This is a genomic window from Micromonospora sp. LH3U1 (genome assembly GCF_028475105.1).
Taxonomy (GTDB): domain Bacteria; phylum Actinomycetota; class Actinomycetes; order Mycobacteriales; family Micromonosporaceae; genus Micromonospora.
In genome coordinates this window covers 3,212,812-3,233,280 of sequence record NZ_CP116936.1, presented here as the reverse complement: position 1 = coordinate 3,233,280, position 20,469 = coordinate 3,212,812, and the positions used below count along the sequence as shown (strand labels likewise).

The following is a 20,469-nucleotide window of genomic DNA, read 5'->3' as shown; positions in this document are numbered from 1 at the left end:
TGGGGGGTGGGGGGCGGCATGGCCGCCGGGTGGAGGCTTGCGGGCAGGCCTCCACCCGGCGTGCGCGGTCAGCTCGCCTGGAGCGTCACGTCGTCGATCACGAAGCTCGTCTGCAGCGAGGAGTCCTCGGTGCCGGTGAACTTCAGGGTCACCGTCTGACCGGCGAACGCGGCCACGTTGAGCGTGCGCTGGACGTAGCCGGCGGCGGCGTTCAGGTTCGAGTACGTCGCCAGCGTGGTCGAGCCCACCTGCACGGTGAGCTTGTCGTACGCCGTGGAGCTGGTGGTCTCAGCGGTGTCGATGTGCAGCCAGAACGACAGCGTGTAGCTGGCGCAGCCGGCCGGCACGGTCACCGACTGGGACAGGGTCTCGGTGCGGGTGCTGCCGTACCCGTTGAGCCACGCCTTGTACGACCCGGTCCGGGCCGGCTGGCCGCTGGCGTTGGTGATCACGCCGGAGGAAGCGGTCCACGGCGTACTGCCGCTCTCGAAGCCACCGTTTCCGATCACCTGGCCGCCGGCACAGCCGCCGGTGCCGGTCACGGTGAGCGTGAGGCTGGCGGTGCGGGTGACCGAGCCGGTGCCGGTGACCGTCACGGTGAAGGTGCCGGTCGCCGCGCTGGACGACGCGGCCAGCGTCATCGTGGCCGAGCCGCCGGAGGTCACCGAGGACGGGCTGAACGAGACGGTCACCCCGCTGGGCGCTCCGGAGGCGGAGAGGCTGACCGTCTGCGCCGAGCCGGCGGTGGTCGCGGTGACGACCGTCGCGGTGGTGCTGGCGCCCCGAGCGACGGAACGGGTGGTGGGGTTGAGCGCGACGGAGAAGTCGTTGGTTGGGGTGCCCCCGCCCACGGCGAGCTCCCACAGGGCGTACGCGACACCGTCGGCGGACCGGTTCAGCACGGTGGCGCTGACATTCGCGGTGGTGTCGCAGGCACGGTGGTAGCAGGGGTCGTAGGCGGAGTTCGCGGTGCCGCCCCACTTGGCCGCCTGGGCGCTGGTCTTGCGGGCGCTGGCACCCGCGGCGTACCCCGAGGTGGGGATGCCGGCCTGCTGGAAGTAGTAGTCGTCGGAGCGGCCCTGGCCCTCGACGTTCTCCTCCGGTTGCAGCCCGAGCGAGTCCCAGTACGCCTTCAGCGGCGCGGCCGTGGTGGAGGTGACCCGGTTGATGAAGTAGCCACCGTTGGTCGAGCCGACCATGTCGAAGTTGTAGTAGCCCTTGATGTAGCCGCGCTGGGTGGCGTTGAGCGAGTTGACGTAGAACCGGGAGCCGTTGAGCCCCTGCTCCTCGTCGGTCCACCAGGCGAACCGGACCCGCTTGGTCATGGTCGGGTTCTGCGCGGCCAGGACCAGCGCGTTCTCCAGCAGGGTGGACGACCCGGACGCGTTGTCGTTGATCCCCGGGCCGGCCGAGACGCCGTCCAGGTGGGAGCCGAACATGACCACCTGGTCGGCCGGGCCGCCGGGCCACTCGGCGATGAGGTTGTTCGAGGGGTACGTGCAGCTGGAGCAGTTCTGCTCGCTGACGGTGTAGCCAGCCGCCTGGAGCCTCGTCTTGACGTAGGTGAGCGAGGCGGTGTAGCCGGCCGAGCCGGCCCGCCGGTTGCCGCCGTTGCTGGTGGCGATGGAGTTGAACTGCGTCAGGTGCGCCTGGACGTTGCTGACGGAGATGTCGGGTGCTGCGAGCGCGGCGGCGGTCGCGGCGATCGGCCGGGCCATCGTCGTTGCGGTCCTGGGCGACGCGGTCACCGGCTGGGCGGCCAGCGTCACCGTCGTTCCGGCGAACACGACGAGCGCGATTCCCGCGCTCAGCGTTCTGCCTCTCATGGGGGCTCCTCGGGGTTGGAGAGATACCCGCGAGACTTACAGATATCAATGTCTTGAGCATCAGTCGTTCGTCCTGAACCATCACCGGTTCGACGGTGGGTACCGGCGGCGGCACAGGTGAGTAGAGGTGTCAGGATGGGTAGGTAATGCAGCAGGGGTCATCGGGCCCGGAACGGGGGCTTGCGATGGGGCCGGGTCGAGCGTGACACCACCCAGCGCCAACCTGTTCAGCGGCGGCGGCGACACCGGCCGGCTGATGGCGGAACTCGACTGGGCCCGTACGCCGCTCGGTCCGGTGACCGGATGGTCGCAGAGCCTGTGCGCCGCGGTCCGGGTGGTGCTCTCCTCCCGGTACCCCATGCTGCTGCTCTGGGGTGAAAGCTTCTCCCAGCTCTACAACGACGCATACTCCGCGCTGATCGGCGACAAGCACCCGGCCGCACTCGGTGCCGACGTGCGGGTGACTCTGGCGGAGGGCTGGGACGTGCTGGCCCCGCTGATCCAGCAGGCCATGGCGACCGGGGTGGCCAGCTGGGTCCCCGCCCTACGGCTGCTGCTGGAGCGGACCGGCTACCGCGAGGAGGCATACTTCAGCGTCTCGCACGCCCCGGCCCGCGACGACGACGGTCGCACCGTCGGCGTACTCGCCGTGTGCAGTGAGGTCACCGAGCAGGTGGTCGGCGAACGCCGACTGCGCCTGCTGCGCGACCTGTCCGTTCTCGGCGACGGTCGCACCGTCGACGTGGACGCCACCGGCGCCCGGCTGATCGACGTGATCGTGGGCCATCCGCTGGACGTGCCGTTCGCCGCCATCTACCTGCGCGACGGCGCGGTGCTGCGGCGGGTCGCCTGCACCGGCGGCGACCAGGGGCACGCGGGAGCACTGCCGCACACCGTCGAGCTGGGCGACCCGGGCCCGGCCGCGTACGCCTGGGGGCTGCCGGACGCCGCCGAGGGTCGGCCCGCCCAGGTGACCGACGTCGCCGACCGGCTGCCACTGCCCGCCGGCCCGTGGGACGACCTGGTCCGCACCGCGCTGGCGCTGCCGCTGCCCTCGGGCGACGAGAATCAACCGCTTGGCGTCCTACTGGCGGGGGTCAGCCCCAGCCGAGGGCTCGACGAGGCGTACCGGGCCTTCGACCAACTCCTGGCCCAGCAGATCTCCATGGCGCTGCGCAACGCCCAGGAGTACGAGGAGGAGCGCCGCCGGGTCGAGGCGTTGGCCGAACTGGACCGGGTGAAGACCGACTTCTTCGCCAACGTCAGCCACGAGTTCCGCACCCCGTTGACTCTCATCCTCGGCCCGCTGACCGACGCCCTCGCCGACGCCACCGCGCCGTTGGCACCGGTGCAGCGGGAACGGATGGAGGCCGCCTGGCGGAACGCCACCCGGCTGTTAACCCTGGTCAACAGCCTGCTCACCTTCTCCAGCCTGGAGGCCGGGCGGGCCCGCAGCGACGCCCGCGTGGTCGACCTGGCCGCGCTCACGGCCGAGCTCGCCGGCGTGTTCCGGGCCGCCGTCGAGCGGGCCGGGCTGACTCTCGAGGTGATCTGCCCGCCGCTGCCCCGGCCGGTCACTGTCGACCCGGTCAACTGGGAACGCATCGTCACGAACCTGCTGTCCAACGCCCTCAAGTACACGTTCATCGGCCGCATCCGGGTCACCCTGGACGCCGACGACGAGGAGGTACGCCTCACCGTCGCGGACACCGGCATCGGCATCGCCGAACGGGACCTGCCGAAACTCTTCGAACGCTTCCACCGGGTGCGGGGCGCCCGCTCGCGCAGCCACGAGGGCACGGGCATCGGCCTGGCGCTGGTGCACGAGTTGGCCCGCCTGGAGGGCGGGGAGGTCCGGGTGGCGAGCCGAGTGGGCGTCGGCACCACGTTCACCGTGGCGCTGTCCTGGTCGGCGGCGCGCCGCACGGCGGTGACCGGGCCGTCGCCGGACGGGCGGGGAGACGCGGCCCGCGCCGCTGTCGAGGAGGCGATGGGCTGGCTCACCGAGCCGGGCGGCAGCCTGACCGAGCCCGACCGCGCGTCCGCGCTGGCCAGGGATGAGCTGTCCGGGGCACGAATCCTGGTCGCCGACGACAACACCGACATGCGGGCGTACCTCAGCCGACTGCTCACCGGGCAGGGCTGGCGGGTGCGGGCCGTCACCGACGGCCGGCAGGCCCTCGACGAGATCCGCCGGGACCTGCCGGACCTGGTCCTCACCGACGTGATGATGCCGGTGCTGGACGGCTTCGACCTGGTACGCCGGCTGCGCGCGGACCCGGCGACGCGGGTGCTGCCGGTGCTGGTGCTCTCCGCCCGCGCCGGTGGGGAGGCCAGCGTGGAGGGCCTGAGCCTGGGCGCCGACGACTACCTGGTGAAGCCGTTCGCGGCGGCCGACCTGATCGCCCGGATCCGGGCCGCCATCCGGCGGGCCCGCGACCGCAGCGACCCGGCCGCCGATGCCACCTCACCGGCGGTCAACGTCGCAGCGGCGTCGGCGCGACCCGCCGCGGTCACCGCCGTCGCGCCGGCTTCGGCGGTCGAGCCCGTCGGCGACGCGTCCGTGGTCGCGGAGACCGTGGCCGACCCGGACGGATTGGGAGACATCCTGGACGCCGGATGGACGTACCCCTCCGCACCCACCTCGGCGGCGGCGATGCGGCGGGATGTCCGGCTGACGCTGGGCGACCTCGACCCGGATCTGCTGGAGGATCTGCTACTCGCCGCGTCCGAGGCGATGAACAACGCCGTCGAGCACGCGCAGCGGCCCAGCCGCCCGGAGGTGCACCTGCGGGTCCAGGTGGGCGGTGGCCTGATCCGGATCTCGGTACGGGACTTCGGCACCTGGCGGGACCGCCGACCGGCCATGGACCGGGGACGCGGTGCGCTGCTGATGAACGCCTACGGCGACGTACGGCTGGTCTCCACCGCTGAGGGGACGACCGTGACCATCGAGCGCCAGCTGGCCGACCCTGCCTGAACGACCAGTGGCCGACCAAGCCTGAGTGATCAGCCGCCCGCTCGTCAGAGTCGGCGGCCGCTGCCGTTGTTGGCGACGATGCCGTCGAGCCGCTCCCCCGGGGTCAACTCGGCTGGGTCGAACCAGAAGATCACCACCTTCTTGTCGACACTCCATCGGGCCAGCTGGGCATCGACCTTCCGACCGTCCACGGTGCCGATGATCCGCTGGGCGGGGCCGACGAAGTAGCCGAAGGTGGGCACCGGCGCGGCCGATGAGCGCTGGTCGTAGCCGATCTCGTGGAACCCGGGACCGCGGTCAGCCCCCTCGACGGCGTTGACCAGGATGTCCGTGGTCAGCGTGCCGTCCGGGGCGCGGCGACCGGCGGCCAGCCCGATGGTCACTGTGGGCTGGCCGGGCACCGACACCCCGACGATGTAGTACACCCGCTGGTCGGTGCCGTGCCGCACCCCGCTGTCGATCACCTGACCCTGGGGCTTCGGGGGCGTCACGTCGTGGGTCGTCCCCGGCGGTGACGTAGGCCGCAGCGACTTCGGCGCCGTGGGCGAGGCACCGGCCGTTGGCGGAGCGACGGCGACCGGGGGTGGACGCTCGTCCGTCGAAGGATCACCTGGCCGGACGCCGACCGCCACCACGACGGCGGCCAGCCCGACCGCGAGCGTCGCCGCCCCGGCTCCGGCGACCCGTCGACGGGTACGCAACCGCCGCCCCTCGCGCATGACGGTGGCCAGGTCGAGCGTGGCGTCGGGGCGCTCGGTCGCCCGCATGGCGTGGCGGAGCCGGTCCAGCTCGCTCATCGGTGCGCCTCCTTGTCGACCGTCCCTGGAGCGACGGTGCGCAGCTTTTCCAGGGCTCGCGAGCTGGTGCTCTTGACCGTGCCCACGGATACGGCGAGTTCCCGGGCCACCTGCGACTCCGGCAGGTCGAAGTAGTAGCGCAGCACGACGATGGCCCGCTCGCGAGGGCTGAGCGCACCGAGGATGGTGATCAACCAGCGCCGGGTGGCCACCTCGTCGGCCACGTCGCCGCGCCGCTGCTCGGGGACCTCCTCGGTCGGATACTCCCGCATCGGCCGCCGCCACCCGTCGACCAGGTGGTTGACCAGGGTGCGGCGGGCGTACCCGTAGGCGTCGTCGTCGTGGATCCGGGACCACGACGCGTAGGTGCGGACCAGGGCGGTCTGTGCGGCGTCCTCGGCCTGGTGGTGGTCGCCGGTCATCAGGAACGCGGCATGCACCAGTCGCGCGGACGCCGCCCGCGCGAACTCGACGAACTCCGCGTCACCGCGCGCCACCGTGCACCCTCCCCGTTCCACAGCGTCAAGGACGGGCGAGGACGGCAAAAGGTTGAGCCCTGGTCACATCAACTTTTCGGCTCGGTCACCCGTCCTCTCCTCCGCGCCGCCACCGAGCGACGCACGAGGGGAGAGACATGTCGACGAAGGTTACTCGCCGGCGGCGTTCCGCCTCAGCGGCCTTGCTGCTGGCGGTGGCGCTGCTCACCGGATGCGGGCTGCCAGCCGCCGGGCAACCTCCGACCGATCCCGGCACAGCCGGACCGTCGCCCGACGCGCCTCCCGCAGCGACCACGTCCGGTCGGCCGACCGGAGTCGCCGGGAACGCCGAGGTCGCGTCCAGTTCCGTGCCGGCGATCCCGATCAGTTACCCCCGGACCGGCGGCAACCGCTGGTCAGTGGCGCCCGCCGAGGCCGCACCCGGACGCGCGACCGGGGGTCGGTTGCTGCGGTACCGGGTCGCCGTGGAGCGCGACATCCAGGGCCTGCCGGCGGGCGACATCGCCACGGCGGTCTCCGCGACGTTGAACGACCGACGCGGGTGGACGGCCGGCGGGATGTGGCGGCTGCGGCGGGTGGGTGCCGACGAAGCGACCGACTTCACCATCTACCTGGCGACCCCCGGCACCCGCGACACGCTCTGCCAGGACGTGCCGGACGGCTACACCTCGTGTCGCAACGGCGACCGGGTGGTGCTCAACGTGGCGCGCTGGGTCAAGGGCGTTCCTGGCTACGGCGCGAGCCTGGCCACCTACCGGCAGTACGTGGTCACCCACGAGGTGGGGCACCGGCTCGGGTTCGGCCACGAGCGGTGCCCGGGGCGGGGCCGGCCGGCGCCGGTGATGCAGCAGCAGACGCTGGGCCTGCACGGCTGCACCGCGAACGCCTGGCCGTACCCGGATGACAAGGGTCGCTACAGCGGACCCGTCGGGGCGTACCGCGACGAGATCCCGGGGCCGGAAGGTGCCTACTTGGCGGGTTGAGCACCATGCCTCACGTTCTGCGGCCACGCTCCCGGTCGAGCCGCTCGTCCAGCCGGCCCAATTCGTAGATGGCGTTGAGGTTGGTCGGGAGGCGGCTGACATTGTCCGGTGCGGGACCGGGATCCGGCTCGGGAGTGGGAGCCGGCGCGGGAGTCGGCGCGGCGGCGAGGCCCGCCGGGCGGCGCCGCAGAAGCAGCAGCGCCAGGACCCCGAGCGCACCCGCGACCAGCAGGTAGTACGCGGGCGGCCAGCCGTCGCGACCGGGGTCGCCCAACGTCGGTGGGGCGACCGGAGCGGGGGCGTCACCGTTGCGCCGTGGCACGGCGGCCTCACGGGCGCCCGTGCCTCCGCCACCGGCGGGGCGATCGGGTGCCGCCGGGGCCTGGACACCGGTCGACGACCCAGCGGGCCCGGGGGTGGCAATGGGGGCCACCGGGCCGGGTTGGCCGGTGGCCGATGGCGTGGACGCCGGGGTGGGAGTCACCGTCGGCGTCGGAGCCGCGCTCCGTGTGCCACCGACCCCCAGCAGGTCGTCGACGACCTGGCCGATGCCACCGAGGAGGTCACCGACCGGGCCCGAGGTGGCCGATGGGGACGGCGTGGGCGCGAGGGCGAGGGTCAGCAGGAGGGCGACGACGGCAGGCATGGACCACCTCGGATGTGTCGATATGCCACGCACGGTACCGCAGTGCGGTAGCGCGTGGTGACACAGCCGCGCCCGGGCGGGGACGTGCCCTGCGCACGTCCCCGCCGGTGTTGTCCCTTCTGGTCAGATGCCGCCGACCTGGGTGGAGATCCAGGATCGGATCGACGGCAGGTCGACGTAGATGGACGGGCCGGTGGCGCAGGTGGAGTTGTTGTTGCCGGCCCGGCTGGTCGCGCCGATCAGGTTCCACACTCCGTTGACACGGCGCACCTGCGGCCCACCCGAGTCGCCGTAGCAGGCGCCGGAGGTGCCGTTGGTGTTGTTGGTGCAGATCTCGTACGGGCCGTTGATGCCGGAGCACCGGCTGTCGGCCACGATGGACGTGTCCAGTTCGTTGGCCACCGCCGGGGCCGACCCGCAGCCCGGGCGCGCGCAGGTCTGACCCCAGCCGATGATCCGGGTGGCGGTGCCGACTGCGCCAGAGGTGGTGGGAATCGGGGCCGGGGCGTAAGCGACCGAACTGGCCAGTTGCAGCAGCTTGACGTCGACACTCGGGTGGTTGACCGCGCGGGTCACCTGGACCACGGTCCCGCCGCTGGTGCGGTTGACGCTGCCCACCCGCACCGAGGACGGCGTAGAGCAGTGCTTGGCGGTGACCGCCCAGTTGCCCTTGATCAGGGTGCCGGTGCAGCCGGAGACGTACACCATGAAGGGGTAGTTCTCGGTGGCCGCCCGGCCGCCGACCACCGTCGGCCCGATGACCCCGTCGTCGTTCCAGGTGTACGTCGTGCTGGCGGGTGCGGCCAGGCTTCCGGCGAACAGCGAGTTCACGCGGCTGGACTCAGCCGAGCTGGGGTTCGCGTTGCGGCAGGAGACCGGGGCGCTGCTGCCGGACATCAGGTCGGTGCAGAGGCCGGTGCGCCGGTCCGGCAGGCCCAGGATGTGACCGACTTCGTGGGTGGCGATCCGGGTGCGGTCGTACCCCTGGTTGACGGCCGTGCGGCCCATCCAGATCCGGCCCGAGCCGAGGCCGGTCGGCTGGGCCCGGGGCCAGCCGTCGTCGACGGTGATGGTGATGCTCGCCGGGGTGCCGGCCAGGAGCCGGACGTTGCTGACCCGGCTGTTCCAGATCTGTGCCGCCTGGTCGAAGTTGGTGCGGAACTCGCCGGTCCGGCTCGCGTCGTAGTAGACGGTCCGCACGGCGGCGGCCGGAGCGCCGGTGGTGAGCTGCACCCCGGCTGCCGCCAGGGTCGCCACCAGCATGGCCAGCGCCATACGTCTCAGTTGTCGTCGGAACATCACGCACTCCCCTGCGGTCGTCCGGCGACCATCGGCCACCGGTCATTGATCTACGTGAATGCTAGAACGATGACGGTCGATGTCCGGCATAGCGGAAGCGTCATACCGGGGAGACCATCGGCTGTTACTCAGCGGTTACGCCGCAGCGAAGTGCCCGTGCCGAGGCAGGACGACGGTAGCGGCAGAGGGTCACCGGCAGCGCCGCCGCGACGTGGCCCCGACCATCGAACGGAGAAACCACGATGAGGATCAGGAGCGCACTGACAGCGTTGGCGGTCGTGCTCGCCGGGCTGGTCGCCGGCGCGGGCAGCAGCACCGCGGCGGGCACCACGACCGGGTCGCCGTACTGCGGGATCACCTGGGGCAGCGCGGAGAAGACGGCCGGCTCGCTGAGCGATGCCCCGCTGGCCGATGTACGGACCGGCCGTCACGACTGCTACGACCGGGTGGTGTTCGAGTTCGCCGGCCCGGTGGACGGTTACGCGATCGGCTACGGCGAGACGTGGACCGAGGGCGAAGGGCTGGCGCTGTCGCCGTACACCGCCGGGGGCGCGCTGCTGCGGGTCTCGCTGCGGGCTCCGTCGTACGACGCCGCCCACCAGGGCACCGTGCCCTACGCGGTCGGCGAGCACGTCGCGAACCTGCTGCGCTACTCGACGCTGCGCGATGTCGTCTTCGGCGGCAGCTTCGAGGGCTACAGCACCTTCGCGGTCGGCGTACGGGCCCGGTTGCCGTTCCGCGTGTTGGTGCTCGCCGGCCCCGGCACACACAGCCGCATCGTGCTCGACGTGGCCCACCAGTGGCAGGAGTGACAGGGGCGACGGCGCGTCCGGCCGGACGGTTCGTTACCGTCCGGCCGGACGAACCTCAGCCTCGCGCGCTCTGCTGGGCCTGGTCAAGCGCCTCGCCAACCGTCTCGTCGGCCAGGTGCCAGACCTCGCGCATCGGGGCCCACCAGTCCCCGGATCCGGGCTCGGCGATCGACTCCTGACACGGGTCGGTGAGCTTCCACCACTCCTGCGTCTGCGGGTCCGCGGCGATGCGTCGCAGGTCGGCGTCGTAGTCGTCACCGACGTACTCGTAGTAGCCGAAGAGCAGGTCGCCGTGAAGAAAGATCGTGTAGTTGCGGAAGTTCGCCTCGCGTAGCGTCTGCTCGACGCTCGGCCAGACGTCGGCATGCAGCCGGAGGTAGGTTTCCCGCTGCTCCGGGCGGAGTCGGATCACGCAGCCATGACGTTGCACGTCGTGCCCTTTCGTGTGAGCTGACCAAGTCGAGAGCAAGGTAGTGCACCTCCGCCGCGGTTGCGGGATGCCTGGTGTGGGGCGGCGAGGGTGGCCCGGCCGGGCCGCCGACACCGACCGTTTCGCCAGGACTGCGCACCGTCGCGGGAGGTCTACCCTCAGGTGATGGAGGGCCGCGTGCTGGTGGTCGAGGACGACGCCTCCATCCGGGAGGTCACCGCCCTCGGTCTGCGCCGCGCCGGCTTCCGGGTCGACACCGCCGCCGACGGGCGGCAGGCCCTGGCGACGTGGCGAGCCCGCCCGGTCGATCTGATCGTGCTCGACGTCATGCTGCCCGGTCTGGACGGCCTGGAGGTCTGCCGGGAGATCCGACGGACCAGTCAGGTGCCGATCCTGATGCTGACCGCGCGTACCGACACGATCGACGTGGTGGTCGGGCTGGAGTGCGGCGCGGACGACTACCTGCGTAAGCCTTTCGATCTGCCCGAGTTGGTGGCCCGGGTTCGCTCGGTGCTGCGCAGGGTGAGCGCGCCGGTCGCGTCGACGATCATCGAGATCGGCGGCCTGGAGATCGACCCGGGCAGTTTCGTGGTACGCCGACACGGCCGGGAGGTGGCGCTGACCTCGACCGAGTTCCGCCTGTTGCTGGAGCTGGCCCGCCGCCCCGGTCAGGTCTTCACCCGGGAACTGCTGCTGGACCTGGTCTGGAACCACGACTTCCTCGGCGACTCCCGACTGGTCGACGTGGCGGTGCAACGGCTGCGCGCCAAGATCGAGGACGACCCGGCGCAGCCGCGGCTGGTGCGTACCGTGCGCGGCGCCGGCTACAAGTTGTCCACGGGCTGACGGGAGGGTCGGCGATGGCCGGACGCGCGGTGACCCCGGGCCGCCTGCGGCGCCGGCTGACGATCGCGTTCGTCCTGGTCGCCGGCGTCTCGGCGGGGCTGCTCGCCGGCGGGACCGGGCTGCTGCTGCGGCAGTCCTGGTTGGACGCTTCGCTGCACGAGGCGGCCGCCGACGCCCGCTACCAACTCGTCGTCGCCGGGCAGTTCCTGCCGCTGACCGAGCAGCGCAGCACCGAGTTGCTCACCAGCTTCGAGGCGAGCGGCCGGCACGTGGTGCTCGTCGACGGTCCGAGTCGTCCCTCGCACCCCGCGTACGCCCCGGTGCTGGGCACCCGGCTGCGGGCCATGGTCGCGGATGGACAGCTCGGCTACCAGCGCTCCGCACCGGCGGAACGTCCTCGGCTGCTGGTGGTCGGCGGCCGTATTCCTGGCTCGACCGCCGAGCTGTACGTGCTCACGGTGGAGGACGACGTCGCCACCGACCTGGGTCAGCTCCGCACCGCGCTGGTGGCTGGCTGGGTGCTCGTGGTGCTGCTCGCCGCCGGGGTGGGTCACGCGCTGGCCCGCCGCACGTTGGAGCCGGTGGGTCGGGCCAGCCGGGCCGCCCGAGCGCTCACCGAGGGTCTGCTCGCCACCCGCCTGCCGGTACGCGGGCGCGACGAGTTCAGCGTCTGGGCGGCGTCGTTCAACGAGATGGCCGAGGCACTGGAGTCGAAGATCGCGGCACTGTCGGCCGCGCAGGCCCGCGAGCGGCGGTTCACCGCCGATGTCGCGCACGAGCTGCGTACCCCGGTGACGGCGCTGGTGGCCGCGGCGTCGCTGCTGCGCGAGCACCTCGACCAGTTGCCCGACGATGCCCGGCCGGCCGCCCGGTTGTTGGTTGGTGACGTGGTCCGGCTGCGCCGGCTGGTCGAGGACCTGATGGAGATCTCCCGGCTGGACGCCGGGCAGGAGCAGCCGGCCATCGGGCCTGTCGACGCGTCGGCGCTGCTGCACGGGATCCTCGCCGCGCGCGGTTGGTCGGAGCGGGTACGGGTCAGCGGCGAGCCGGTCACTCTGCGCACCGATCCTCGTCGGCTGGAGCGCGTGCTGGCGAACCTGGTCGCCAACGCGATCGAGCACGGCGGCGGCGAGATCCGGGCCACCGTGACCGGGGCGGGCCCGCTGGTCGTCTTCGAGGTCACCGATCAGGGGCCGGGCATTGCGGCGGAGCACCTGCCACGCGTGTTCGACCGGTTCCACAAGGTCGACCCGTCTCGCTCGGCGCCGGGCAGTGGGCTCGGGCTGGCCATCGCCCGCGAGCACACCGCCCTGCTTGGCGGGGTGCTGAGCGTGCGCAGCGGACCCGGCGTCGGCGCCCGTTTCCGGCTGGAACTGCCGGCGCACGGTCCGGCCGCGCCACCGCCACCGGGCGACGACGACGAGGAGCGGCACTCCGGGGCCGGCACAGCGGCGGGCGGTGTGCGATGAGCCGGCGAGGCGCCGTCAGGGTGACCGCGTCGGTGCTCGTCACCGCACTGCTCGTGGGCGGGTGCGGCACCCCGCGCTCGGGCGCGCTCGGCCCGGCGCCCACGGCGGTGCCGTCGAGCGCGGCACCGCCCAGCCCCACGTCGTCGGGCCCCGCACCGACGGAACGTGCCGACCCGACCCCGCCAGCGGACCCACCCCGGTCACCCACGACCACCTCACCTGCGCCGGCCAGCACCACGACCCGTGACACCGTGGCCATCGAGCTGTGGTTCGTCCGCGCCGGGCAGATCGTTCCGACCAGGCGGGCTCGGCCGGCCACCGTGGCGACGTCCCGGCTGGCGCTGACCGAGCTGGCCGCGGACCCACGCCGGCCGAGGCCGCCACCGGGCTGACCACGCTCGTCCCGGCCGGCGTCGAGGTCACCCGGATCACCGACGGCATGGCGACGCTGCGGGTTCCGTCGGCCGACGACCCGGCGCAGCGGCGGCTCCGCGAGGCGCAGGTGGTGTGGACGCTCACCCAGTTCCCCACCGTGCGTCAGGTCCGCGTCGAGGACGCCGCCCCGGTCGACCGGACGGACTTCGCGGACCTGCTGCCGCCGATCGTGGTCACCGGCCCGATTCCCGGTGAGCGCGTCTCCGCCCCGCTCGTGGTCACCGGCACCGCCACCGTGTTCGAGGCCACCGTGAGCGTCCGGGTGCTGGACGCCGCCGGCCGGGAGGTGGCCACCGGATTCGGCACCGCCAGTTGCGGCAGCGGTTGTCGGGGCGGCTACCGGGTGGTGGTCGGTTGGCGCACGGCGCGGGAGCAGAAGGGCACGGTCGAGGTGTACGAAGTGTCCGCCCGCGACGGCTCGCGGATCAACACGATGGCCGTGCCGGTGGTCCTCGCGCCCGGCGGCTGACCACCGCGTTCACCCGCCGGACTCCGCAGGGAAACGCAATCGTTTCGCCGACTCAGTGCGACGCAACTCACGAAAACCTGCGCGTTCGGACAACCGCGAACTAGTGTCAGTACGGCGTCGTTTCAAGGGGGGTTCGGGTGCTGGGTGGTCAGCAGGTGGGTGCGGGTGCCGGGGTGCCGGCGGCCCGGGGCCCGCGATGCACCGACAGCGACCTGTTCGCCGTGGTCATCGACCTGGTGCGCGAGGTCGGCTTCGACAGGATGACGATCGACGCCGTCGCCGCTCGCGCCCACGTCAGCAAGGCCACCATCTACCGGCGCTGGGACGGTAAGGCGGAGCTGGTTGTCGCCGCCCTGCGCGGTCGGCAGGTGGGTGTGCACAGCCCGCCCGACACCGGCTCCCTGCGCGGCGACCTGATCGAGTTGCTGCGCGCCACGGCCGCGATCTGTGTGGCCGACAGCGACCTGATGCAGGCGTTGACCTTCGCCATGCGGACCAACCCCGAGCTGGAACGCCTGGTACGCCACCAGGTGCTGCCAGCCGGGCGGGTGGCCAGCACCGCCATCCTGATCCGTGCCGCCTCCCGCGGGGAGATCCCGCCGGAGGCCGGCGAACGGGAGTTGTTCCACGACCTGGCGCCCGCGCTCACCATGTCCCGCATCGTCGCGCACGGCCTACCCGCCGATGACGCGTTCCTCACCCAGGTCGTCGACCAGGTGCTGATCCCGGTACTCCGCTACCAGCCCGACGGCCCGACACAGGCCTGATTCATCCCCATTCGTAACACGGAAGGCTTCACCATGCCCGGAACTACCTCGACCGCACCCGGCGCACCCGGCGCCGGGACGTCGACAGGCACGCCGCACCCGCGGCGCTGGATCGCGCTGGCGGTCATCGCGGTCTCGCAGCTGATGGTGGTTCTGGACGCCACCATCGTGAACATCGCGCTGCCGCAGGCCCAGGCCGACCTGGGCATCAGCGACGCGAACCGGCAGTGGGTCGTCACCGCCTACACCCTGGCCTTCGGTGGCCTCCTGCTGCTCGGCGGCCGGATCGCCGACTACTGGGGCCGCAAGCGCACATTCATCGTCGGCATGACCGGCTTCGCCCTGGCCTCCGCGCTGGGCGGTCTGGCCACCACCGGCGAGATGCTCTTCGCCGCCCGCGCACTGCAGGGTGCCTTCGGCGCGCTGCTCGCCCCCGCCGCACTGGCGCTGCTCACCGTCCTGTTCACCGAGACCACCGAGCGGGCCAAGGCCTTCGCGGTGTACGGCGCGATCGCCGGCGGTGGATCCGCGGTCGGTCTGCTGCTCGGCGGGGTCCTCACCGAGTACGCCGACTGGCGCTGGTGCCTGCTGGTCAACATCCCGGTGGCGGCCATCGCCATCGCCTTGGCCCTCCCGCTGGTGCCGGAGAGCCGGGCACACGGCAACACCCGCTACGACGTGCCCGGCGCGATCGTGGTGACCGCCGGCCTGGTCTCCCTGGTGTACGGCTTCACCAAGGCCGCCGAGGACGGCTGGGACGCCACCCAGACGCTCGGCTTCATCGCCGCCGGTGTGGTGCTGCTCGCCGCCTTCGTGGTGATCGAGCTGCGCTCCAACCACCCGCTGCTGCCGATGCGAATCATCCTGGACCGCAACCGGGGTGGGGCGTACCTCGCCTCGACGCTGATCGGAGCCGGCCTGTTCGGGGCGTTCCTGTTCCTGACGTTCTACTTCCAGGTGGTGTTGCAGTACAAGCCCCTGGAGGCTGGGCTCGCGTCGCTGCCGGTCACCGCCGGCGTGCTGATCGCCGCCGGCGTCGCCAGCCAGCTGATGCCACGGGTGGGTGCCAAGCCGCTGATGGTCGGCGGCGCTGTGCTCGCCGCCGTGGCCATGCTGGCGCTGACCCAGATCGACGTGGACACCTCGTTCCTCACCCTCCTGCTGCCCGCCCAGGTCATCCTCGGCATGGGTCTGGGCTTCACCTTCGTGCCGCTGTCCAGCCTCGCGCTGGTGGGGGTTCCGGAGCACGACGCCGGCGCGGCCAGCGCGACGCTGAACGCCACCCAACAGATCGGCGGCTCGTTGGGCACCGCGCTGTTGAACACCATGTACACCAGCGCGGTCGCCGCGTACCTGGTCGGTCGGGTGCCGAACCCGGTCAACCAGATCGAGGCGCTGGTGCACGGCTACCGCGTGGCGTTCGCCTGGGGCGCGGCCCTGATCGTGATCGCCGGGCTGGCCACGCTGATCCTGGTCAAGGTCCGCAAGGAGGACATCCCGACCGGCAACACCGTGCACATGGGCTGAGCTGACCGACGCGGCCGTCGGCCGGACCGCCCGAACCTGGGGTGGGCCGGCCGGCGATCGCTTCCGGTAACGTCCCGACCATCGTCGAAAGTCCCTTTGAGGAGATCCATGTCATCCCCTGCTGACCAGATCATCACTGCTCTGCGCACGGGCCACGAGGAGCTCGCCGCGCTCGTCCGGGATCTCAAGGAAGACGACCTGCTCCAGCCGTCGGGGGCCAGCGAGTGGCAGGTGTCCCAGGTGCTGAGCCACCTGGGCAGCGGCGCCGAGATCAGCCTGGCGTCGCTGGACGCCGCCCGCACCGGCGCGCCCGGCCCGGACGGGGACTTCAACCGCGGCGTCTGGCAGCGCTGGGATGCGATGTCCCCGGCTGAGCACGCCGCCGGGTTCCTCGCCGCCAACGAGCGGCTGGTCGAGGCGTACGAGGCGCTGGACGCCGAGACCCGGGCCTCGCTGCGGATCGACCTCGGCTTCCTGCCGGAGCCGGTCGACCTGGCCACCGCGGGCCGGTTCCGGCTCAGCGAGTTCGCCCTGCACCAGTGGGACGTCGAGGTGGCATTCAACCCGTTCGCCGCGGTGACGCCGGAGGCGGTGTCGCTGCTGCTCGACCAGATCGGCGGCATGCTGGCCTGGACCAGCCGGCCGCAGGAACTGGCCGGTCGGGAGGCCACCCTGCTGGTTCGGCTGCACGCGCCCGAGCGGACGCACGGGCTGCGGCTGGGCGAGCGGGTCGAGCTGACCGACGCACCGGAGCAGCCGGACGGCGAGCTGACCGCCCCGGCCGAGGCGTGGCTGCGGCTGGCCACCGGTCGGCTGGGTGCCCAGCACACGCCGGAAGGGGTGCGGGTGACCGGCCCCGTGAGCCTGGACGATCTGCGCCGGGTCTTCGCCGGCTTCTGAGCAGGTGCCGCGCGGGCCGGTCACCCCGGCCCGCGCGGCCTGTCAGCCCTTCACGCAGACCACCTGCTTGAGGTGCGCGACCACCTCGACCAGGTCCTCCTGCTGGGCCATCACCTCGGTGATGTCCTTGTACGCGCCGGGGATCTCGTCGACCACCCCGGCGTCCTTGCGGCACTCCACCCCGGCGGTCTGCGCGGCCAGGTCCTCCGTGCTGAACGTCCGCTTGGCCTGCGCCCGTGACATCCGCCGCCCGGCCCCGTGCGAGGCCGAGCAGTACGCGTCCGGGTTCCCCCGACCCCGCACGATGTACGACCCGGTGCCCATCGACCCGGGGATGATGCCCAGGTAACCCCGGCCGGCCCGGATCGCGCCCTTCCGGGTCACCAGCACGTCCACCCCGTCGTAGCTCTCCTCGGAGACGTAGTTGTGGTGGCACGAGATGGACTCGTCGTAGGCAACGTGCGGGAAGTGCTCGCGCACCACGCCGCAGAACAGGGCCAGCATGACGGCCCGGTTGCGCCGCGCGTACTCCTGCGCCCACCACAGATCCCGCCGGTACGCCTCCATCTCCGGCGTGCCGGCGAGGAACACCGCGAGGTCCCGGTCGGGCAGGTCGGCGTTGTGCGGCAGCTTCCGGGCCACCCCGATGTGCCGCTCGGCCAACTCCTTGCCGATGTTGCGGGACCCGGAGTGCAGCATCAGCCAGACCCGGCCCTCGTCGGCACCGCCCTGCTCCAGGCATACCTCGATGAAGTGGTTGCCCCCGCCGAGGGTGCCGAGCTGCCGCCGCGCCCGCGTCTCCAGCTGCGCGACCCGCCGGTCGAGGCCGGCGAACCGGTCCCAGAAGGCGTCCCAGCCGGCCTGCTCCAGACCACGGATCCGACGCGTGTCGACCGAGTCCTGCCGCTGGGCGAAGCCGACCGGAATCGTGGCCTCGATCGCGGAGCGCAGCCCGGCCAGGTCGTCCGGAAGGTCGGCGGCGGTCAGCGAGGTGCGTACCGCCGACATCCCGCAGCCGATGTCGACGCCGACCGCGGCCGGCGAGACGGCCTGTCGCATCGCGATCACGGAGCCGACCGTGGCGCCCTTGCCGAAGTGCACGTCGGGCATGACAGCGACGCCCTGCACCCAGGGCAGCGCGCCGATGTTGCGCAGCTGCTGAGCGGCCTGCGGTTCGATGGCGTACGGGTCGGTCCAGACCCGGACCGGTGCCCGGGTACCGGCGAGAGGGGTGAATCCCATCGTGGTCTCCTTGTGTCGTGCCGTGGCCACCGTCGAACAGTGACCGTTAATGATCATGCGTCGACCGTCCGGGTTTCGGCGGCGGTACGCGGATACGAAATGGCCGCCCGATCCCTGTGGGATGGGCGGCCGGCGGACGCGTCAGCGTCGGCGTCAGTCGCGCCACCCCGGCCCGAGGCACCGCAATGGTCGGCAGGCACGGGTTTTGGCGTTGGTGAGAGCAGGGGCGCCGGCAGGGAGCAGGCGCCAGGCGGCATCGGTGCGGACGCGTCGCGACATGGCGTACTCCCTCGGGGTGTCGTCGGTTGACCTTGCACCGACGAGAGTAGGAGGGCCGCGGCGCGTCCGCAATGGATATCGCCGCTACCGGCCGCCGACCCGGCGGGCGACCGCCAGCAGATACTCCTTGCGGTCCAGCGGATTGTGGTCCCAGCGGGCTCGGGTGGGGGCGGGACCACGCACCGGTCGGTAGCGGTCGAACTCGGTCTCCAACACGCCCTCACCCCGGGTGAGCGCGGGCAGGCGGCGCTCCAGAGCATGCACCAGACCAGCCGGGATCTCGCCCTCCACGAGGTAGGACGCGCCCTGGCCGGTGGTGTGGGTCGGCACCGCGTCCAGCCGGCTGAGCGCGGGCAGCAGGGTGCCGAGGACGTCACCCGGCACCTCCAGCCGGAAGCGGTGCACCGGCTCGTGGACCTGCGTGCCGGCACGGCTGAGCGCGGTCATCAGCACCAGCGGGGTGAGATGTCGGAAGTCCCCCGCCGTACTGGACATGCTCTTGTCGAAGGTGCCGTGGGAGTGACTCTGCCGCGCCCAGTACCCGGCGTGGGTCATCGTCACCTCGCAGTCGAGGACCTCCCACCCGTGAGGGCCCTGGCGGAGGGTGTGGCGCACCGTCTCCTCCACGGCGGCGAAGAAGGCCGGTGGCATCGAGCCCAGCTCGACGCCGAGCCGGAAACTCACCCCGGCACCGGTCGGCGCCGGCGTGATCCGCAGCCCGACGGTGGCCAGGAACGGGTTGGGCGCCACGGCGATCACCTCGACCGCCGCGCCGGGGCCGCACACCCGCTCCACGTGCACCGTGCTGGTCTCCTGGAAGGTGACCGCCACGCCGAAGTCGTCGGCCAGGGTGGCCTGGATGACCTCCTTCTGCACCTCGCCGTAGAGCGACACGCTGAGCTCGTGCTGCCGGTCGTCCTGCCGCAGGTTGATCAGCGGATCCTGCTCGGCGAGCTGAGTGAGCGCGGCGTGCAGCGCGACCCGGTCGACGGAGCGCGCCGGCACCACCACGGTCTCCAGGGTGGGCGGCGCGAAGTGGCGGTCCACGCCCGCACGTTCGGGAGGTACGCCGACCGGGTCGCCGATCCGCGCGTCCGTCAGGCCCCACAGTCGGGCGATGTGGCCGGCGCCGACCGACGACGCCACGGCATCGGCCCCGTGGGTGACGACTCGTATCGCCGTGACCAGCACCGCGTCGGCGGCGCCGACGCGGACCCGGTCACGGACCTGGATCGTGCCGGCGAAGAGCCGGACCAGGGCGATCTTCTCCCCCGCCGGGCCCCGTTCGATGGCGAACACGGTGCCGGAGAGCGGGGCATCGACATCGCCCTGGATGGTGGGCAGCAGTTCGGTGATCCCGGCGATCAGCGCGTCCACCCCGGCGCCGGTCATGGCCGAGCCGGCGAACACGGGCTGAACCAGCGCGCTGCCGGTCCGCGCCGCCAAGGCGCGGCGCAGTCGGGAGTACGGCAGCGACGACGCGTCCGCCACCCAGTCGGCGAACAGCACGTCATCCTGTCCGGCGAGCAGGTCGAGCAACCGGTCGGTGAAGGCGACGTCGGCGGGCCCGTACGGCGTGCAGCGGGCGCCGCGGGTCCCCGGTGCCGCCACCGAGCCCATTGCCACCACAGCCGGGGTGAGCTTCTCCGCGACGGCTCGTACGACCCGCTCGGGGTCCGCCCCGGCCCGGTCGACCTTGTTCAGGAAGATCAACGTCGGGATGCGCAGCCGGCGCAGGGTCCGCATCAGCACCCGGGTCTGCGGTTGCACCCCCTCCACCGCGGAGACCACCAGCACCGCGCCGTCGAGCACGTCGAGTACCCGCTCGACCTCGGCGATGAAGTCCGGGTGACCGGGAGTGTCGATCAGGTTGACGGTCACGTCGTCCAGCACGAAGGAGACGACAGCCGAGCGGATGGTGATTCCGCGTTGCCGCTCCAATGCCAGCGAGTCCGTACGGGTGCTGCCCGCGTCGACACTGCCGAGTTGGTCGGTCACACCGACGTCGTGCAACAGCCGCTCGGTCAGGCTGGTCTTACCGGCATCGACGTGAGCCAGGATGCCGAGGTTCAGGGTTTTCACGCAGCGTCAGGTCCTTCAGGTAGGCGGCAGGTCCCTTCTGATCGGACATCGACGCAGCGCGCATTGTTACTCCCTGGATGTTGGTGGCGGTTTCGGCTAGTTCAGCAGCCCGTCGCGGGGCGGGCAACCGAATAACCGGCCCGCCGGCCCCCGGCCAGCGTGATCCGTCACGTCGGGGATCAC

The 20,469-nt window shown here is 72.1% G+C and carries 18 protein-coding genes; 10 read left to right on the top strand and 8 right to left on the bottom strand.

Annotation, left to right across the window (positions count from 1 at the left end; genetic code table 11):
• Window positions 1-68: 68 nt before the first annotated feature.
• Window positions 69-1,826, bottom strand: coding sequence for a M28 family peptidase (locus PCA76_RS14565; protein WP_272618535.1), 1,758 nt, complete (start codon window positions 1,824-1,826; stop codon window positions 69-71).
• A 202-nt stretch (window positions 1,827-2,028) separates the two neighbouring features.
• On the opposite strand from PCA76_RS14565, the gene PCA76_RS14560 reads away from it, so the two are divergent.
• Window positions 2,029-4,806, top strand: coding sequence for an ATP-binding protein (locus PCA76_RS14560; protein ID WP_272618533.1), 2,778 nt, complete (start codon window positions 2,029-2,031; stop codon window positions 4,804-4,806).
• Between the two features lie 44 nt (window positions 4,807-4,850).
• Here PCA76_RS14560 and PCA76_RS14555 read toward each other — a convergent pair whose 3' ends face one another.
• Window positions 4,851-5,603, bottom strand: a complete 753-nt coding sequence (locus PCA76_RS14555) for a hypothetical protein (RefSeq protein ID WP_272618531.1) — start codon at window positions 5,601-5,603, stop codon at window positions 4,851-4,853.
• A complete protein-coding gene (locus PCA76_RS14550; RefSeq protein WP_272618528.1) occupies window positions 5,600-6,100 on the bottom strand; it encodes a SigE family RNA polymerase sigma factor in 501 nt (166 codons plus the stop codon). Before PCA76_RS14550 ends, PCA76_RS14555 begins: the two co-directional genes overlap by 4 nt.
• Before the next feature lie 137 nt (window positions 6,101-6,237).
• Between PCA76_RS14550 and PCA76_RS14545 the strand changes: the two genes are divergently transcribed.
• Entirely contained in the window at window positions 6,238-7,083 is an 846-nt protein-coding gene (locus tag PCA76_RS14545) for a DUF3152 domain-containing protein (protein WP_272618527.1), read from the top strand.
• Window positions 7,084-7,093: 10 nt separating this feature from the next.
• Here PCA76_RS14545 and PCA76_RS14540 read toward each other — a convergent pair whose 3' ends face one another.
• Together PCA76_RS14540 and PCA76_RS14535 are read right to left on the bottom strand one after the other, a co-directional pair.
• Window positions 7,094-7,729: a hypothetical protein gene (locus tag PCA76_RS14540; RefSeq protein ID WP_272618525.1), complete on the bottom strand. Its 636-nt coding sequence runs from the start codon at window positions 7,727-7,729 to the stop codon at window positions 7,094-7,096.
• Window positions 7,730-7,852: 123 nt separating this feature from the next.
• Window positions 7,853-8,992 (bottom strand): snapalysin family zinc-dependent metalloprotease, encoded by a 1,140-nt coding sequence (locus PCA76_RS14535; protein ID WP_442930262.1) that lies wholly within the window; start codon window positions 8,990-8,992, stop codon window positions 7,853-7,855.
• A gap of 278 nt (window positions 8,993-9,270) precedes the next feature.
• Here PCA76_RS14535 and PCA76_RS14530 point away from each other — a divergent pair, with 278 nt between their 5' ends.
• The gene (locus tag PCA76_RS14530; protein WP_272618521.1) at window positions 9,271-9,840 is read left to right on the top strand and encodes an AMIN-like domain-containing (lipo)protein; all 570 of its coding nucleotides are present in this window, start codon (window positions 9,271-9,273) and stop codon (window positions 9,838-9,840) included.
• Between the two features lie 55 nt (window positions 9,841-9,895).
• Here PCA76_RS14530 and PCA76_RS14525 read toward each other — a convergent pair whose 3' ends face one another.
• Window positions 9,896-10,252 carry an L-rhamnose mutarotase gene (locus tag PCA76_RS14525; RefSeq protein WP_272618519.1) on the bottom strand — a complete coding sequence of 119 codons (357 nt, stop codon included), beginning with the start codon at window positions 10,250-10,252 and terminating at the stop codon, window positions 9,896-9,898.
• Between the two features lie 183 nt (window positions 10,253-10,435).
• On the opposite strand from PCA76_RS14525, the gene PCA76_RS14520 reads away from it, so the two are divergent.
• The 7 genes from PCA76_RS14520 to PCA76_RS14490 all read left to right on the top strand — a co-directional run bounded on the left by PCA76_RS14520 (window position 10,436) and on the right by PCA76_RS14490 (window position 16,683).
• A complete protein-coding gene (locus PCA76_RS14520) occupies window positions 10,436-11,116 on the top strand; it encodes a response regulator transcription factor (RefSeq protein WP_272618517.1) in 681 nt (226 codons plus the stop codon).
• A 14-nt stretch (window positions 11,117-11,130) separates the two neighbouring features.
• A complete protein-coding gene (locus PCA76_RS14515; RefSeq protein WP_272618515.1) occupies window positions 11,131-12,585 on the top strand; it encodes a sensor histidine kinase in 1,455 nt (484 codons plus the stop codon).
• Window positions 12,582-12,977, top strand: a complete 396-nt coding sequence (locus PCA76_RS14510; protein WP_272619836.1) for a hypothetical protein — start codon at window positions 12,582-12,584, stop codon at window positions 12,975-12,977. Before PCA76_RS14515 ends, PCA76_RS14510 begins: the two co-directional genes overlap by 4 nt.
• Window positions 12,974-13,489 (top strand): Gmad2 immunoglobulin-like domain-containing protein, encoded by a 516-nt coding sequence (locus PCA76_RS14505; protein WP_272619382.1) that lies wholly within the window; start codon window positions 12,974-12,976, stop codon window positions 13,487-13,489. The genes PCA76_RS14510 and PCA76_RS14505 overlap by 4 nt, the downstream gene beginning before the upstream one ends.
• Before the next feature lie 137 nt (window positions 13,490-13,626).
• Window positions 13,627-14,256, top strand: a complete 630-nt coding sequence (locus tag PCA76_RS14500; protein ID WP_272618513.1) for a TetR/AcrR family transcriptional regulator — start codon at window positions 13,627-13,629, stop codon at window positions 14,254-14,256.
• A gap of 33 nt (window positions 14,257-14,289) precedes the next feature.
• Window positions 14,290-15,783, top strand: a complete 1,494-nt coding sequence (locus tag PCA76_RS14495; RefSeq protein ID WP_272618511.1) for an MFS transporter — start codon at window positions 14,290-14,292, stop codon at window positions 15,781-15,783.
• 108 nt (window positions 15,784-15,891) lie between these two features.
• A complete protein-coding gene (locus PCA76_RS14490) occupies window positions 15,892-16,683 on the top strand; it encodes a maleylpyruvate isomerase family mycothiol-dependent enzyme (RefSeq protein ID WP_272618509.1) in 792 nt (263 codons plus the stop codon).
• Between the two features lie 42 nt (window positions 16,684-16,725).
• On the opposite strand, the gene PCA76_RS14485 is transcribed toward PCA76_RS14490, so the two are convergent.
• Entirely contained in the window at window positions 16,726-17,925 is a 1,200-nt protein-coding gene (locus tag PCA76_RS14485; protein WP_272618507.1) for an RtcB family protein, read from the bottom strand.
• 363 nt (window positions 17,926-18,288) lie between these two features.
• Entirely contained in the window at window positions 18,289-20,286 is a 1,998-nt protein-coding gene (locus PCA76_RS14480) for an elongation factor G (RefSeq protein ID WP_272618505.1), read from the bottom strand.
• Window positions 20,287-20,469 lie beyond the last annotated feature (183 nt).

What these genes read in the sequence shown, in the direction of transcription:
- PCA76_RS14565 (WP_272618535.1), bottom strand. Translation starts at nt 1,826, where the DNA reads ATGAGAGGCAGAACGCTGAGCGCGGGAATCGCGCTCGTCGTGTTCGCC.
- PCA76_RS14555 (WP_272618531.1), bottom strand. Translation starts at nt 5,603, where the DNA reads ATGAGCGAGCTGGACCGGCTCCGCCACGCCATGCGGGCGACCGAGCGC.
- PCA76_RS14545 (WP_272618527.1), top strand. Translation starts at nt 6,238, where the DNA reads ATGTCGACGAAGGTTACTCGCCGGCGGCGTTCCGCCTCAGCGGCCTTG.
- PCA76_RS14540 (WP_272618525.1), bottom strand. Translation starts at nt 7,729, where the DNA reads ATGCCTGCCGTCGTCGCCCTCCTGCTGACCCTCGCCCTCGCGCCCACG.
- PCA76_RS14535 (WP_442930262.1), bottom strand. Translation starts at nt 8,992, where the DNA reads ATGCTGGTGGCGACCCTGGCGGCAGCCGGGGTGCAGCTCACCACCGGC.
- PCA76_RS14530 (WP_272618521.1), top strand. Translation starts at nt 9,271, where the DNA reads ATGAGGATCAGGAGCGCACTGACAGCGTTGGCGGTCGTGCTCGCCGGG.
- PCA76_RS14520 (WP_272618517.1), top strand. Translation starts at nt 10,436, where the DNA reads ATGGAGGGCCGCGTGCTGGTGGTCGAGGACGACGCCTCCATCCGGGAG.
- PCA76_RS14515 (WP_272618515.1), top strand. Translation starts at nt 11,131, where the DNA reads ATGGCCGGACGCGCGGTGACCCCGGGCCGCCTGCGGCGCCGGCTGACG.
- PCA76_RS14510 (WP_272619836.1), top strand. Translation starts at nt 12,582, where the DNA reads ATGAGCCGGCGAGGCGCCGTCAGGGTGACCGCGTCGGTGCTCGTCACC.
- PCA76_RS14495 (WP_272618511.1), top strand. Translation starts at nt 14,290, where the DNA reads ATGCCCGGAACTACCTCGACCGCACCCGGCGCACCCGGCGCCGGGACG.
- PCA76_RS14490 (WP_272618509.1), top strand. Translation starts at nt 15,892, where the DNA reads ATGTCATCCCCTGCTGACCAGATCATCACTGCTCTGCGCACGGGCCAC.
- PCA76_RS14485 (WP_272618507.1), bottom strand. Translation starts at nt 17,925, where the DNA reads ATGGGATTCACCCCTCTCGCCGGTACCCGGGCACCGGTCCGGGTCTGG.